The organism is Mycobacterium sp. NGS11 (assembly GCF_059813315.1).
On sequence record NZ_JCALEJ010000005.1, the window covers coordinates 15,810 to 30,989 of the forward strand.

Annotated in this window: 10 protein-coding genes; 4 read left to right on the top strand and 6 right to left on the bottom strand. The window is 69.7% G+C overall.

Features of this window, described 5'->3' with window-relative positions:
* Positions 1-126 precede the first annotated feature (126 nt).
* On the top strand, positions 127-4,977 hold the full coding sequence (locus tag AC5Y4T_RS08560; protein WP_499952699.1) for a cation-translocating P-type ATPase: 4,851 nt from the start codon (positions 127-129) through the stop codon (positions 4,975-4,977).
* Between the two features lie 3 nt (positions 4,978-4,980).
* Here the strand turns inward: AC5Y4T_RS08560 and AC5Y4T_RS08565 are convergent, their stop codons facing one another.
* Positions 4,981-6,549, bottom strand: coding sequence for an AMP-binding protein (locus AC5Y4T_RS08565; RefSeq protein ID WP_499952700.1), 1,569 nt, complete (start codon positions 6,547-6,549; stop codon positions 4,981-4,983).
* Positions 6,539-7,435 carry an SDR family NAD(P)-dependent oxidoreductase gene (locus AC5Y4T_RS08570; RefSeq protein WP_499947519.1) on the bottom strand — a complete coding sequence of 299 codons (897 nt, stop codon included), beginning with the start codon at positions 7,433-7,435 and terminating at the stop codon, positions 6,539-6,541. Before AC5Y4T_RS08570 ends, AC5Y4T_RS08565 begins: the two co-directional genes overlap by 11 nt.
* Positions 7,436-7,739: 304 nt before the next feature.
* On the opposite strand from AC5Y4T_RS08570, the gene AC5Y4T_RS08575 reads away from it, so the two are divergent.
* Positions 7,740-8,477 carry a cutinase family protein gene (locus tag AC5Y4T_RS08575; RefSeq protein WP_499952701.1) on the top strand — a complete coding sequence of 246 codons (738 nt, stop codon included), beginning with the start codon at positions 7,740-7,742 and terminating at the stop codon, positions 8,475-8,477.
* Between the two features lie 9 nt (positions 8,478-8,486).
* Here AC5Y4T_RS08575 and AC5Y4T_RS08580 read toward each other — a convergent pair whose 3' ends face one another.
* The 4 genes from AC5Y4T_RS08580 to AC5Y4T_RS08595 all read right to left on the bottom strand — a co-directional run bounded on the left by AC5Y4T_RS08580 (position 8,487) and on the right by AC5Y4T_RS08595 (position 12,992).
* Positions 8,487-9,851: an aldehyde dehydrogenase family protein gene (locus AC5Y4T_RS08580; RefSeq protein ID WP_499952876.1), complete on the bottom strand. Its 1,365-nt coding sequence runs from the start codon at positions 9,849-9,851 to the stop codon at positions 8,487-8,489.
* Between the two features lie 36 nt (positions 9,852-9,887).
* Positions 9,888-10,991, bottom strand: coding sequence for a phenazine antibiotic biosynthesis protein (locus AC5Y4T_RS08585; protein WP_499952703.1), 1,104 nt, complete (start codon positions 10,989-10,991; stop codon positions 9,888-9,890).
* A gap of 132 nt (positions 10,992-11,123) precedes the next feature.
* Positions 11,124-11,888 carry an SDR family oxidoreductase gene (locus AC5Y4T_RS08590; RefSeq protein ID WP_499952704.1) on the bottom strand — a complete coding sequence of 255 codons (765 nt, stop codon included), beginning with the start codon at positions 11,886-11,888 and terminating at the stop codon, positions 11,124-11,126.
* 144 nt (positions 11,889-12,032) lie between these two features.
* On the bottom strand, positions 12,033-12,992 hold the full coding sequence (locus AC5Y4T_RS08595; protein ID WP_499952705.1) for an oxygenase MpaB family protein: 960 nt from the start codon (positions 12,990-12,992) through the stop codon (positions 12,033-12,035).
* Between the two features lie 125 nt (positions 12,993-13,117).
* Here AC5Y4T_RS08595 and AC5Y4T_RS08600 point away from each other — a divergent pair, with 125 nt between their 5' ends.
* Together AC5Y4T_RS08600 and lipJ are read left to right on the top strand one after the other, a co-directional pair.
* A complete protein-coding gene (locus AC5Y4T_RS08600; protein ID WP_499952706.1) occupies positions 13,118-13,723 on the top strand; it encodes a TetR/AcrR family transcriptional regulator in 606 nt (201 codons plus the stop codon).
* A gap of 40 nt (positions 13,724-13,763) precedes the next feature.
* A complete protein-coding gene (lipJ, locus tag AC5Y4T_RS08605) occupies positions 13,764-15,140 on the top strand; it encodes a bifunctional lipase/adenylate cyclase LipJ (protein WP_499952707.1) in 1,377 nt (458 codons plus the stop codon).
* Positions 15,141-15,180 lie beyond the last annotated feature (40 nt).

Genomic DNA, 15,180 nt, shown 5'->3' on the forward strand with positions numbered 1-15,180 from the left:
TCTAAGGGAGGCCGGACCTGCATCGTCATCGGCGTCGTCGCACGGTTTCACCTTCCCGCCCGCGTGTGGACAGCTCCTCCACACGTCAGGATCATTAGGCGCGTAGACGAAGTTGAAGGGTGACGAGTGAAAATTCCCGGCGTTTCCAGCGTCGTCGCTGGCGTAGCCGGCGGAGCCGCGCAGGTAGTGCGGGCCGGTGTGTCCACCGCGGCGGAGGCCGTGGGCGCGCTGCAGACGCTGACCAGTCCGGTCACGGAATTGGCCGGTCCGGTGGTTCAGTCGGTGGCTGAAACTACTGGCCGCGCCATCGGATTCGGCGGCTCCACCAATGGTTCGTCGGCCCGCGTCCTGCCCCCGGTGCGCTGGCAGAGCGGACGACGGGTGCATCTGGACCTCGACCCGCTGCTGCCGTTCCCGCGGTGGGACGAGTACGCGGCCGTCGTCGAAGAGCCGGTTCGCCGGATCGCCGGCGTGGCCAAGGCCCATGTCGAGGGCTCGCTGGGCCGATTGGTGGTCGAATTCACCGACGACGCGGACCCCGGCACCGTCCTGGACGAGGTGCGGGAGGCGGTTGTCACCCTGGCCGACGACATCGCTCCGGCAACCTCGGTGTCGTCGCCGCTGTCCGCGCCCTTCGCCGACCCGGGTAACCCGCTGGCGGTTCTGGTGCCCCTGACTGCCGCCGCCCTGGACATCGTCGCGGTGAGTGGCGCGGTCACCGGCTGGGTGACCCGCCTGCCCGCCGCACCCAAGACCACCCGGGCCGCGGCCGCCCTGATCAACCATCAGCCGCGCATGGTGGCGATCCTGGAATCGCGACTGGGCCGGGTGGGCACCGATATCGCGCTTGCCGCCACGACGGCCGCAGCTTACGGGCTGACCCAGGCGATCGGCACTCCGCTGCTCGACCTGACCCAACGCACCCTGCAGATCTCGGAGGCCACCGCCCACCGCCGGGTGTGGCGGGACCGCGAGCCGGCGTTGGCCTCGCCTCAGCGGCCGCAAGCTCCGGTGGTGCCCGTCATCTCATCCGCCGGTGCCAAGTCCCATGAGCCGCGGCACAGCTGGGCGGCCGCCGCGGCCGGTGAGGCTTCGCACGTGGTGGTTGGCGGGTCCATCGACGTCGCGATCGACGCCGGGAAGGGGTCCATGGCGGGCCCCGTCGAGAGCTATGTCGACTCCGCGGCCAACGGCGCGCTGATCGCCGCGGCGAGCGCGCTGGTCGCGGGGGGCGGTACGGAGGACGCGGCCGGCGCGATCGAAGCCGCTGTACCGCGGGCGGCGCACATGGGCCGGCAGGCGTTCGCGGCGGTGTTGGGCCGCGGGCTCGCCAACTCCGGGCAACTGGTCCTCGACCCTGGCGCGCTGCGCCGGCTGGACCGCGTGAAGGTGGTCGTCATCGACGGGGCCGCGCTGCGCGGCGATCATCGTGCCGTCTTGCGCGTGCGCGGCGACGCGCCCGGCTGGGACGACGACCGCGTCTACGAGGTCGCCGACGCGCTGCTGCACGGTGAGGAGGCGCCCGAGCCCGACCCGGACGAACTCCCGGCCACCGGTGCGCGCCTGAGATGGGTTTCGTCGGAGGGCAGGCCGTCGGGCAAGCCCGCGGAGGGTCTGGAAAACGCCGACCTGATCGTCGACGGCGAATGCGTGGGCAGCGTCGCCGTCGGCTGGGAGGTCGACCCCTACGCGATTCCGCTGTTCCAGACCGCGAACCGGACGGGTGCGCGGGTGGTCTTACGCCACGTCGCCGGCACCGAGGACCTCTCCGCCAGCGTGGGCGCATCGCATCCGCCGGGCACGCCGCTGCTGAACGTGGTCCGCGAGCTGCGAGTCGATCGCGGACCCGTCCTGCTGATCACCGCCCTGCACCGCGATTTCGCGTCGACCGACACCCTCGCCGCGCTCGCTATCGCCGACGTCGGTGTGGCCCTTGACGATCCGCGCGCCGCGACGGCGTGGACCGCAGACATCATCACCGGCACCGACCTGGCCGACGCGGTGCGGATCCTGTCGGCGATCCCGGTGGCGCGGTCGGCCAGCGAATCGGCCGTGCACCTTGCCCAGGGCGGCACCACGCTGGCCGGGCTGCTGCTCGTCACCGGCGAAGAACAAGCACCCACGAATCCCGTGAGCTTTCGCCGATGGCTCAACCCGGTCAACGCGGCCGCGGCCACCGCGCTGGTGGCGGGGACCCTGTCGGCAACCCGGGTGCTGCGCCTGCCCGATCCCACCCCCCAGCCGCTCACCGCCTGGCATGCGTTGGATCCCGAGATCGTCTACTCGCGGCTGGCCGGCGGTTCCCGGCCCCTGGCGGTCGAAACCGAGCCGTCGTGGCGGCGTCGTCTCGACGACCTGTCGTACAGCCCGGCGCTGGCGCCACTACGGGGTCCGCTGCTCAACGCGGCCAGGCTGGCGTCCGCCACGCGGGCCGAACTCGCCGACCCGCTGACCCCGATCCTGGCCGTCGGGGCCGCGGCGTCGGCGATCGTCGGCAGCAACATCGACGCGCTGCTGGTCGCCGGCGTCATGACCGTCAACGCGATAACCGGTGGGGCGCAACGGTTACGGGCCGAGGCCGCGGCCGCCGAGCTGTTCGCCGAGCAGGATCAGCTGGTGCGCCGGGTCGTCGTTCCGGGTGTCGCGACGACCAAACGCCGGCTGGAAGCCGCGCGGCACGCCACCCGCACCGTCACGGTGTCCGCCAAGTCGTTGCGGCCCGGCGACGTCATCGACCTGACCGCACCCGAGGTGGTGCCGGCCGACGCCCGCGTGCTGGTGGCCGAAGACCTCGAAGTCGACGAGTCCCTGCTCACCGGCGAATCGCTCCCGGTGGACAAGCAGGAGGACCCCGTCGCGGTCAACGACCCCGACCGCGCCAGCATGCTGTTCGAGGGCAGCACCATCGTCGCGGGGCGGGCCCGGGGCATCGTCGTGGCGACCGGCGTCGGCACCGCCGCGCACCGCGCGATCTCGGCGGTCGCCGACGTCGAAACGTCGGCCGGAATCCAGGCCCGGCTGCGGGAGCTGACCAGCAAGGTGCTGCCGCTGACGCTCGCCGGCGGTGCAACGGTGTCGGCGTTGGCGTTGCTGCGCCGCGCGACGCTGCGCCAGGCGGTGGCCGACGGTGTCGCGATCGCGGTGGCCGCGGTCCCCGAGGGGCTGCCGCTGGTGGCGACCCTATCCCAGCTCTCGGCCGCCCAGCGGCTGACGGCGCGCGGGGCCCTGGTCCGCGCGCCACGTTCCATCGAGGCGCTGGGCCGCGTCGACACCATTTGCTTCGACAAGACCGGCACGCTGACCGAGAACCGGCTACGGGTGGTGTGCGCCGTGCCCGACGATGTCGATCCGCACGACCCGTTCCCGAAGCTGACCGACCCGAAATCCGCCGGTCTGCTGCGCGCCGCCGCACGCGCATCCGCCCAGCCGCAGGAAGGCCAGGGGCATGCGCATGCCACCGACGAGGCGATCCTCACCGCCGCGAGTTCGCTGAACGGCCAAGGTGATTCGGACTGGGCGATGCTCGCCGAGGTGCCGTTCGAGTCCAGTCGCGGCTTCGCCGCCGCGATCGGCACGGTCGGCCACGACGGCACTAGCAATGGTCACCCCGCCGACGCGCCGGTGCTGGTCCTCAAGGGAGCTCCCGAGGTCATCCTGCCGCGCTGCAAGTTCGCCGACCCGAAAGCCGACCAGGCGCGGGCCGAGGCGGTGGTGCACGGCTTGGCCGAGCAGGGCCTGCGGGTGCTCGCGGTGGCGCAGCGCGGCTGGAAGCACGAGACCGACGACGATGACACCGACGCCGACGCCGTGGACGCCGCGGCGCAGAACCTCGAGCTGCTCGGTTACGTCGGTTTGGCCGACACCGCGCGGGCATCGGCGCGCCCGTTGATCGAAGCGCTGGTGGACGCCGGCCGCGAGGTGGTGCTGATCACCGGCGACCATCCCGTCACCGCGCGGGCGATCGCCCGGCAGCTGGGCCTGCCCGCCGACGCGCAGGTGGTGACCGGCGCCGAACTCGCCGGCCTCGACGAGGACGCGTGCGCCCGGCTGGTCGCCGACGTGCAGGTGTTCGCCCGGGTCAGCCCGGAACAGAAGGTGCAGATCGTGGCCGCCCTGCAGCGCTGCGGGCGCGTGACCGCGATGGTCGGTGACGGCGCCAACGACGCCGCCGCCATCCGGATGGCCGACGTCGGCATCGGGGTGAGCGGTCGCGGATCGTCGGCCGCTCGCGGGGCCGCCGACATCGTGTTGACCGACGAGGATCTGGGCGTCCTGATGGACGCCCTGGTCGAGGGCCGCAGCATGTGGAGCGGCGTTCGCGACGCCGTCACGATTCTGGTGGGCGGCAACGTCGGCGAGGTGCTGTTCACCATCATCGGGACCGCCTTCGGCCAGGGCCGCGCCCCGGTGGGGACCCGTCAGCTCCTGCTGGTCAACCTGCTCACCGACATGTTCCCCGCGCTCGCGGTGGCGGTCACGTCGCAGTACGTCGAGCCCGACGAAGCCGAGTACGAATCCGCCGAAGCCGCCGAGGAGGCGCGCCGCCTGCACCGCCGCGAGGTGCTGACCGGGCCCACGCCCTCCCTCGATGCGCCGCTGATGCGCCAGATCGTCACCCGCGGCGCCGTCACCGCCGCCGGCGCAACGGCCGCCTGGGCCATCGGACGATGGACGCCGGGTACCGAACGCCGCACCGCGACAATGGGTTTGACCGCGCTCGTGACGACGCAGCTGGCGCAGACGCTGCTGACCCGCCGGCACAGCCCGCTCGTCGTGGCGACCGCCCTGGGCAGCGCCGGCGTCCTGGTCGGCATCGTGCAGACCCCGGGGCTCAGCCAGTTCTTCGGGTGCACGCCGCTGGGGCCGGTGGCCTGGTCCGGTGTGCTGGGCTCGACGGCGGGTGCCACCGCGATCTCGGCGCTGGCACCCAACTGGCTGGCCAAGCAGGTCGCCGCTTTGGAGCCCGGCGAGGAGTAAAAGTCAGCGGGGCAGTTCTTTGCGCAGCACCTTGCCGGCGGGGTTGCGCGGGATGCTGTCGACGATGTTGATGTCGCGCGGCTGTTCGAAGCGAGAGACCCGGCCCTTCAGGTACTCGCGCAGCTCCGCCTCATCGATCTCGCCGCCGGGCTGCGCGACCACGAACGCGGCCAACCGCTGCCCGAAGCGTTCGTCCGGGACACCGATGACCACGCTGTCGGCGATGGCGGGGTGCTGGGCGAGCGCGTTCTCCACCGCACGTGGATAGACGTTCTCGCCGCCGGAGATGATCATGTCGTCTTCGCGGCCGACGATGAACAGCCGGCCCGCGTTGTCCAGATAGCCCATGTCGCCGGTGCTGGTCATGCCGTCGATCACGGCTTTTGCCGCTCCGTCGGTATAGCCCTCGCTGGTCAATTCGCCGCCGACGAAGATCCGCCCGGTGACCCGCGGGCCCACCGGCTTGTCGTTCTTGTTGAAGATGCGCACCGGGCACCCCACGACGGGTCTTCCCACGGTTTCGGGAGCTTCGCGCAGATCCGCCGGCGTGGCCAGCGCACCGATGCCGACCTCGGTGGAGCCGTAGCCGTTGTAGAGGATGTCGCCGTAGGCGTCCATGAATCGCTGACCCAGGCTGGGGTCGAGGCGGTCGCCGCTGGAAATCACGGTCCGCAAGTAGGGCAGCGGGTTTCGCGCCCGCACCTGCTCGGGCAGGTCCAGGATGCGGGCGAGTACGACGGGCACCGCGGTGAAGGCGTCGGCGCGGTGCAGCGACGCCTGGGCCAGCGCGGCTTCGGCGTCGAACTCCCGACGTGTCAGAACGGTGCCCCCGAGCGCGAGTGTCAGCATCAGCATGCCCAGCCCCAGCCCGTGAAACATGGGCATCGCCACCGAAACTCGTGAGCCGGTGCGTAACCGGGTGCGATCGAGGATCGTCACCCACACACCCACCGCGGAGCGCAGCTGCGGTGTGCGCGGCACCCCTTTGGGTTTCCCGGTGGTGCCCGACGTCAGCAGTACGATGCGGCCGGGTGCGGCCACGTCGGGCCTGGGCGCGCCCTCGTCGGTGCCGACGCTCGCCGGGTCGACGGTGACAACCGATTTATCCGCGGCGCGGACTCGCTCGGCGAACTCGTCGCCGTCGACGACCACGGTCGAAATACGGTGAGCCTGCACGGCGGCCGCCAGCGCATCGCTGCGGAACTCCGTGCTCATCGGCACGACGTCGGCGCCCAGCAGGGCGGCGGCGAAAACGCCCGCCACGAAACGGCGTCCGTTGCGGCACATCACTCCAACCGCCTGTCCGGGTGCGACACCATCGGCGGACAACCGCCGAGCCAGCGACTCGGTCAGCTGCTGCAGCTGCCGATAGCTCAGCGCGCCGTCGTCGTCGACGATCGCCGTCCGGTCGGGCCAACGCGCGGTCGTCACAGCCAACAGCGTGTAGGGATTCGTGCCGCCCCGGCGCGCCTCGCGGAGAAGCCGGAAACCCGCAAGGGGCGGCGGCGGATTGAGCAGACCGGAGTGCAGCAGGGCCCGGGCGGCGGTGGTCACCACGCGGTCATTGGTCATCGTCGGCCTCGTCGTTGTCGGGCTCGCTGAAGAGCCGGCGGTGCCATAGCCGGGCGGCGTAGTCGGCCGGGCCGGCCAGTAGCACGGAGGCCAGCTCGGCCGGCAGCACCCAGGGCGGTTCGATGGTGCGCGGTCGCTCGATGATCGCTTTGGCGATGGCGTCGGCGGCTTGGTCGGGCGACATTCCGGGAAGGCGGCCCAAAAGTGGGGTGGGCGCGATCATCCGGGTTCGGACAAGCGCGAAATAGACCGTGCTCACATCGACACCGTCGGTGTGCAGCTCCGGGGCCACACTGCGCAGCCACCGGTCGAAGGCCCCCTTCGACGCCTGATAGGCACCCCATTGCGGGCCCGGCGCCACCCGCACGGCGACACTCGACACGTTCACGATGTGCCCACTGCCGTTGCCGCGCATGGCCGGTAGCAGCCCCAGCAGCAGCCGCACCGGTCCCAGGTAGTTGATGTCGATGGTGCGCTGGAAGTCGTGCGGCCGGTCGTACTGCTCATGCAGCGAGCGGCGCAGTGACTTGCCGGCGTTGCTCACCACGATGTCGAGCGGGCCGTGCTCCTCGGTGATCTGTTTGGTCAGGCTGCTCACCGCGGATTCGTCGGTGAGGTCGGCCGGATAGGCGACCGCTTTGCCCCCGCCGGCGTTGATCGACGACGTGACGTCGCGGAGCCGTTCCTCGGACCGGGCGACCACCAGGACGGTCGCCCCGGCGGCGGCCAGGCTGCGTGCGGTCGCTTCGCCGATGCCGTAGGAGGCGCCGGTCACCAAGACGGTCTTGCCGAAGACGGTGCGGCGCAACTTATCGGGGTCCGACACCCGCGCCGGGTTGGCCACGCGGTCCGTGACCGCGTTCAGGGCCTGCGCTATCGCGTTCAACTTCGCCGCCGCATCCACTCGAGCCGCTTGCCGAGGGCGGCCGTTGCTTCACCGCTCCCCGAGCTCGTAACCACAAGTAGCAGACCACATTGCATCGTGGGCCCGCGCTCCGGTCCGGCCATGACGGCTCCGGCGGCGGCCAGCGATGACGATGGCCCGTCGGGGATGCGATCGGCGGCGCCGGATGCGCGCCGCGCACAACCGATCTCAGCCCGTCCGCAGCCGCGGCGGTTATTTTATGAGAACACGTTAATTTCGGTGTTTCCTGCGTTTAAGCGGCGTGTCGGCTGGGCACAATGGCGGCATGATTGCGCGTCACATCGTTCGTTTCCTCGGTTCAGCAGTAGTTCTCGCGGCGGCGGGCGTGGCCGTTTCGGCCGTGTCCACGTCGGTCGTCCCCTCCGCGTCGGCCCAGTGTCCGGACGTGCAAGTGGTGTTCGCCCGCGGCACCGGCGAAGCACCCGGCGTCGGCCCCACCGGCCAAGCCTTCGTCGACTCCCTGCGCCAGCGCGTGGGCGGACGCTCCTTCGACGTCTACCCGGTCAACTACCCCGCCAGCGACCAATGGGACACCGGCATCGACGGCGTCAGAGACGCAGGCGCCCATGTCAATTCGATGGCCCACGACTGCCCCAACACCAAAATGGTGCTCGGCGGCTACTCCCAGGGCGCGGCCGTGATGGGCTTTGTCACCTCCGCCGCCGTACCCGAGGGCATCGACCCCAACACCGTGCCCAAACCGCTGTCCCCCGACGTCGCCAGCCACGTCTCCTCGGTCGTGCTCTTCGGCATGCCCAACGTGCGTGCGATGAACTTCCTGGGCGAACCGCCCGTGGTCATCGGCCCGCTCTACCAAGACAAGACCGTCAAGGTGTGCGCCACCGAAGACCCCGTCTGCTCCGACGGCATGAACTTCTCCGCCCACGACACCTACGCCGACGACGGCGCCATGATCGACAAAGGCGTCTCCTTCGCCTCCAGCCACCTCGGTATGGGCGGGCCGGCTCCGGTCGCGTCGCCGCACGGCGGCTTCGGCGAATAACATCGCCGGTCAGTCCCTGATGAAGCCCTTGTTGCGCATCAGGGCGTCGGCCAGAAAGCCGTCGTGCGGAATCTGCGGTGCCTGGAACCACGTCGGATGGTGCCCGCAGTAGACGTTGCCGACGGTGGGCTCGGCGACCAGGTCGTCGATCAGCGTCTCGTCGCCGGTGATCGCGGTGACGACTAGCGAATGCCGCAACGGAGCCGAGCCGGCCTGGCGCGACCATGCCGACACCCACACACACGGGAAGGGCAGCTCGAGGTTGAGTTTGTCCACATCGGGTTGGGTCATCAGATGGACGGCCGGGCGCAGCGCGGCGTGGCCGTCGCCGAGGTCGGCGACCACCTGATCGGCGCCGAGCAGCGGGGTTGACCCGGCGGCTCTGGCCGCCAGGAAGTTCGCGAGCGCGCGCGCCTTCTCGACCGGCTGGGTGGGCAGGCTCGCCCGCTCGTCGTCGCTGGGCAGCGGTTCGATCGTCGCCAATCGTTCGGCGATCGCTCGGGCCAGCGCCGTGGGATTGCCTTCGTAGAGCACCGCGGTGGTGTTGACGCACGCCATGCCGCCGTGACCGGCGATCGAATCGACGATGAGGTCGAGATAGTCGCGCCAGTCCCGGTCGGCGGTGATCGCGATTTTGCTGCGGCCCGGCCCGTTCACGATCACCGCCGGATCACCGGCATACTTGTCCACCACCTCCTGGCCGCCGTACACCATCGCGAGGTCGGCGCGACGGATGAGTTCGTCCGCACCGGCGTGGTCGGTGGGCAGATAGGCGGCGTCCTCGGCGCGAAAGCCCGCCTGGCGCAGCGCGCACACCAGCCGATGCGCCGTCAGTGGCTCGCGCCGCGACGGGCGCACCGCGACCCGGTAGCCCAGCGCCAGCGCCTGGGGCCACAGCCCGTGGACGCCCGGACCGTTTCCGGCCGCGTGCACGCCGAACACCTCGCCCCGGCGCACCCACAGCGCACCGCCCCCGCGGGTGCGCTCCTCGCGCCAGTCCAGCGCCGCACCCAAAGGCCGAGCCGGCCGGACGGCATCGAAAGCTTCGGTGACGGCGTCGGCCACCCCGCTCGCCCCGGCCCGGGTGATCGCGATCGGCATGCCCGAAATCCGGCCGGCCAACCCGACGTAGGCCTCGAAATCCAGACCGGCGATCACGCCGTTGACAAATATCTCGGCAGCCCGGGCCAGGGCCGCCACGCGCTGGGCGGCCGGCAGCGGTGCAACGTTGCGCTGCGCGCCCAGCGTCCGCGAAACGTAGAGCGGCGGAACCATACTCATCTCGGCGACCGGGGTCCCCGCGGTCGTGGTGATGACCTCGCGTTTGCGGGTTCGATATTCGCCGTCCGGGCCTAGTGCGTCCAGGTTTACCAAATCGGTTGCGGGGCAACCGTGTTCGACGGCCACGCTTCAGTACACGCCTTCGATGACGGCCTCGCCCTCAAATGTGGTCACCGGTCGCACCGCGCTGACCGAATCGCTGAGGTCGCCCGCGGGTCCGGGCATCCTGATCGCCAGGTCGCGCTCCAGATTGTTCGGGATGAACATGCCCTTGCTGACGTGGTTCATCACCACCTGGCCGCGCTGCCCGTACGGCACGCGTTGCCCGGTGTCGGGATCGACCACCCAGAACACCACATACGGGGTGCGGGGGTCGAAGACGAACGCGTCGCCGTCGACGATGCGGGTGACCGCCTGCGACAGCACCATGGTGCTGCCGAACGCCATGGCGACCGCCGTATTCGGGAAGATGCCGCGCAACAGGTCGAGCGTGTCGGCGTCCACATGCGCGCCGCTGAGCAAAAGGTGACGGATCTTGTCGTTGACCAGGTCGACGATCCGATCGTTGCGGGCGATCGCCTCCAGCAGCGGCGGGGTGGTGTGCAGGTTCGCGACATTCTGCGTCCGCAACACGAAGGCGGCCTGTTCGACGACGTGGTCGACGTAGGCCGCCACCTCGCCGGCGGCGCCGCGGGCGGCGATCTTCTTGACCCAGCGGGGATCGATGTCGATCGCGTGAAAAACCGCGCCCAGGCGCTGCGACACCAGCCGGGAGAAGTAGCCGACACCGTGCGGCCCACTCGGCATCAGGCAGAGAAAGCCCTGCCCCCGCCGAAACCCGCCCGCCGCGAAGTCCTCGGTTTGCCATTCGACGACCTGTGCGACCCAATCCGGCATCTGCACAGTGCGTTTCGGGGCTCCGGTGGTGCCGCCGGATTCGAAAATCTGGGGCAGCGGCGGCGCAGCTCCTTCGGCCGCGTAACCGCGAGGAATGAGGTTTTCCACGGCAACACTGCGTAATTCGTTGATCAGGTTGGGAAACAGCCGAAGGTCGGCGAAGGTGTTGATGTCGGTCAACGGGTCGAAGCCCAGCGTGTGGGCGGCCCTCAACCAGAACGGCGAACCGGTGTCATCGCCGAAATGCCAGGCGATCGCCGCGCGCAAATAGGCGTCGGCATCATCGACCGGTGCCGCGCGCGGGACGTCCAACAGCGAGAAGTCGACATCGGCCATGTCCTCGATCCTGTCCCATCATGGACCGGTATGCCAACGACACGGGGCGTCTGGTCAGGCGCGCGTGCCACCGTATCGCCTTATTTCACAGGGAGTTTCATCTGTGTGCACGCGATGTTCAGCGCGCTGCCCCTACGTGCCGAGCATCGCCGTGATCGTCTCGTTGAAACGGGGATAGATGTCGTCGTAGGTGCCGTCGCGCTCGGCGAACCGGAACATCTTGACGCGCTCCACCACGATCTCCTTGGCCTGCGGCTGGGTCTGCAGCAGCGTCATCGTCTCGGTGATGTAGTCCTCCAGCGGCATCGCCCGGGGATCGAATCCCCGCTCGCCCTGCAGGGCGGTCTGCACGTGCGGGGGAATGATCTCGATCACCTGCACCGAGGTGTCCCGCAGCTGGAACCGCAGCGATTCGGTGTAGGAGTGCAGCGCCGCCTTGGCGGCGCAGTAGGTCGGGGTGAGCGCGCTGGGCATGAACGCCAACCCGGACGTCACGTTGAGGATCGTGGCGTGCCGCTTGCGCAGCAGCGCCGGCAGCAGCGCCGACGTCAGCCGGATGGGGCCCAGCAGATTGATGGCGATGCTCTGCTCGGCCAGGCCGACGCTGCTGCCGGTCAGGTCCTCGACCCGCTGAATCCCGGCGTTGTTGATCACCACGTTGAGGTCCGGGTAGTGGTCGGTCAGCTCGGTGGCGAACCGCCGGATGTCGGCGGGGTCGCCCTGGTCGAGCGACAAGGTCTGAATGCCCGGGTTGGCCTCCGCCACGGCACGTAGGTGGTTGCTGCGCCGGCCGGCGATGATGACCTGGTTGCCCAATCGGTGGAAAGATTCCGCCAGGCCGCGGCCGATGCCGCTGCCGCCGCCGGTGACCAGAACGGTGTTGCCCGTCATCTGCATCGCGGTTCTCCTTCGGGGTCGCCCTGCCATCGGCCAGCTCGACCGGCCACTCGGCCGACAGAGCGGAATGCCCCAATGCGGAGCCGGCTAACCACGATGCCCTATCCGCCCGCGCGCTGTCACGAAAAACGCGACCCGATTCGGTTACGCGGCCGGTTGGTTGTGCAGCCGGCGCGGATCGACGCCCGCGCGGTGCCACCCCGCGGCGGCCCAGCTCGTGTAGAGCACCCGGACGGGCAGCCGGTTGAGCAGCGGGTTGAGCGCTCGAATCGCCGCGGCGATGCGCTGGAAACGCTTCTCCTTCTTGGCATTCCACTGCAGCTGGCACACCTCGCGCATCTGCGGCGGCAGCGTTCCGACCACGATCAGCCGGGTGTAGGCGTTCAGCGGCGCCGACAGGACCTTCCAGACCGGCCTGGGAATCCGGCGCGGACCCGGTATGCCCTTGCGGATGTAGCCGGTGCCGTACAGCACGGTCTTGTGCGGGACGAACCGGTCGAGCATCTCGTCCCAGTAGGCCAGAAAGTCGTCGTAGGTCTGCGGTTGTCCCCGGTCGCTGACGCCGTACAGGCTGTACCAGAGCTTGCCCTCGGTGAAGATCTGTTCCTTCTCGGCGCGCGACAGCCGGCGGATGAATGTGTCGGCGTTGTAGATGACCTGGTCGACGAAGCTGGCGTGCGCCCAGTAGAACAGCTCCGGGTTCAGCGCGTGATATCTCGATCCGTCGCTGACCGTGCCCTTGATCGTCTTGTGGAAGTCGCGCACCTTGCGGCCCCATTCGTGGGGCTCGTCTGAGTAGACGGTGTTCATCAGGGGCGGCGCGGTCCGCTTGGCCCGGCCCAGCGTGTCGCTGAAGATCACGGAGTGGTCCAGCACGCCCTGGGCGAGCTGTTCGATGCAGTTCTCCACCCCGGCGGTGCGTTGGAACCCGAACAACTGGGTCCGGACGTCGCCATAGAACTTCCAGATCAACGAGTCCGGCCCCAGCCGCGTCGCGGCGTCGGCGACCTCGTCGTCGACGGGCATGGGCATCGCCTCGCGAACGCCGGTGTCGAAACGCGAGCCGGCGGTCGCCGCGGCCCACCCGTCGTTCTGGGCGGTCATGCCCACCTCCTTGTCGCCCGGCGTTGCGCTGGCGTGGCGCGTCGTGGAACGCCGACACAAAAATGTATCTTTGTTCCAAGGCTAGCATTCTGTGTACCGCGAGATTGCCGTGAAGGTCGTGATACATGCAGAACCGCAGCCTTGAGCGCAATTTCGACGAAACCACCGATCTCGACCGCACCATCCTGGACACCGCGCGAAGCGTGTTCGAGACCTACGGGGTGCGCCGCGCCAACATCGACGACGTCGCCGCCCGGGCCGGGGTCAGCCGCAGCACCATCTACCGGCGCTTTCCGACCAAGGAGAAGCTGTTTGCCCAGGTGGTCAGGCGCGAGGCCGGACAGTTCTTCAGCACCCTGGATCAAGCGACCGCCGGCTGTGACCCGCAACGGGCTGTGGTCGAGGCCTTCGCGCTCGGGGTGCGGCTGGTCCAGGATTCACCGCTGTACTCGCGGATCGCCGACAGCGAACCCGAACTCTTCGGCATGTTCTCCCGGTCGCATGCCTTCCCGATTCGCCAGTTCGCCGACGGAATCGCCCATACCCTTCGGCGTTGCGGGGCCGACCTGCTCGAGCCGGACCTGGACAACGTCGCCGATATCCTGCTTCGCGTCGCCCTCGGCATCATCGTCTTTCCCACCGACCGGCTCGACACCTCGGACCCGGCCGCGGTGCGCGAGTACGCCGCCCGCTATCTGGTTCCGATCATCAGCCGGGAGCAGGCCCGCTAACGGCGCTCACATTGTCGGCGTCCTGAACTAGCCTTGACCCGTGGCTGGGAGTTCTGCGGCTCCGCGGACCCGGTACGCCAGTTGCGGCGAGATCGACATCGCCTATCAGGTCTTCGGCGATGGCCCGATCGACCTGCTCATGCTGCCGGGCCCGCTGATCCCGATCGACTGTGTCGACCTCGAGCCCTCGATGTATCGGTTCCATCGACGGCTGGCCTCCTTCTGCCGGGTGATCCGCTTCGATCAGCGCGGCATCGGCCTGTCGTCCCGGATTCCCTCGCTGGACATGCTCGGCCCGGAATCGTGGGCGCAGGATGCCCTCGCGGTGATGAACGCGGTCGGTTGCGAGCGAGCCACCGTCTTCGCCCCGGGTTTCACCACGCTGGCCGGGGTGGTTCTCGCGGCCGACCACTCCGACCGAGTGAGCAGTCTTGTCATAGCCAACGGTGCGGCACGCACCCTGCGGGGCCCCGACTACCCCATCGGCGCTGAGCTCGACGCCGCCGATCGCTTCACGTCGATCGGGATGGAGCCCGACGCCGTCGAGCAGGGCTTCGACATGCTCGGCATCATCGCCCCCAGCGTCGCGCACGACGACGCATTCCGCTCGTGGTGGGACATGGCCGGTAACCGGGCCGCGTCACCCAGCATGGCGCGGGCGTTCATCAACAAGGTCAGGCAGGGCGACGTCCGCGACCGGCTGCCTCGGATCACCGTGCCGACCCTGATCCTGCACCGCGACAATCCCGGCTTCAGCCCCGTCGAGCACGCGCGCTACCTCGCCGAGCGCATCCCCGGCGCGCGCCTGGTCGAGTGTTCCGGCGGCGACACCCTGTACTGGGTCGGCGATACCGCGCCCATGCTGGACGAGATCGAGGAGTTCATCACCGGCGTGCGTGGCGGATCCGACGCCGAGCGCCTGCTCACCACCATCGTGTTCACCGACATCGTCGGCTCCACCGAGCGCGCCGCGATGCTCGGCGACCACCGCTGGCGCGACCTGCTGGACAACCACGACACGATCGTGCGTCACGAACTGCAGCGGTTCAGCGGACGCGAAGTCAACACGGCCGGAGACGGATTCGTCGCGACGTTCAGCAGCCCGAGCGCGGCGATCGCCTGCGCCGACGCCATCGTGGACGCCGTTCGCGTTCTGGGCATCGAGGTGCGGGTCGGCATTCACGCGGGCGAAGTCGAGATGCGCGGCGCGGACGTCGCAGGCATGGCCGTCCACATCGGCGCCCGGGTGGCGGCGCTCGCGGGGCCCAGTGAGGTACTGGTGTCATCCACGCTGCGCGACATCGTCACCGGGTCGCGGCACCGGTTCGGCGACCGCGGTGAGACCGCGCTCAAGGGCGTCCCCGGTTACTGGCGGCTATACGCCCTGGTCCGCGAGCACGCCGTCGCCCACCGGTAACCCACCCGCCAAATCGCGGCGGTCGAAGTGTCCCCGCCCC

What these genes read in the sequence shown, in the direction of transcription:
- AC5Y4T_RS08590 (WP_499952704.1), bottom strand. Translation starts at nt 11,888, where the DNA reads ATGCAGATGACGGGCAACACCGTTCTGGTCACCGGCGGCGGCAGCGGC.
- AC5Y4T_RS08600 (WP_499952706.1), top strand. Translation starts at nt 13,118, where the DNA reads ATGCAGAACCGCAGCCTTGAGCGCAATTTCGACGAAACCACCGATCTC.
- AC5Y4T_RS08585 (WP_499952703.1), bottom strand. Translation starts at nt 10,991, where the DNA reads ATGGCCGATGTCGACTTCTCGCTGTTGGACGTCCCGCGCGCGGCACCG.
- AC5Y4T_RS08575 (WP_499952701.1), top strand. Translation starts at nt 7,740, where the DNA reads ATGATTGCGCGTCACATCGTTCGTTTCCTCGGTTCAGCAGTAGTTCTC.
- AC5Y4T_RS08565 (WP_499952700.1), bottom strand. Translation starts at nt 6,549, where the DNA reads ATGACCAATGACCGCGTGGTGACCACCGCCGCCCGGGCCCTGCTGCAC.
- AC5Y4T_RS08595 (WP_499952705.1), bottom strand. Translation starts at nt 12,992, where the DNA reads ATGACCGCCCAGAACGACGGGTGGGCCGCGGCGACCGCCGGCTCGCGT.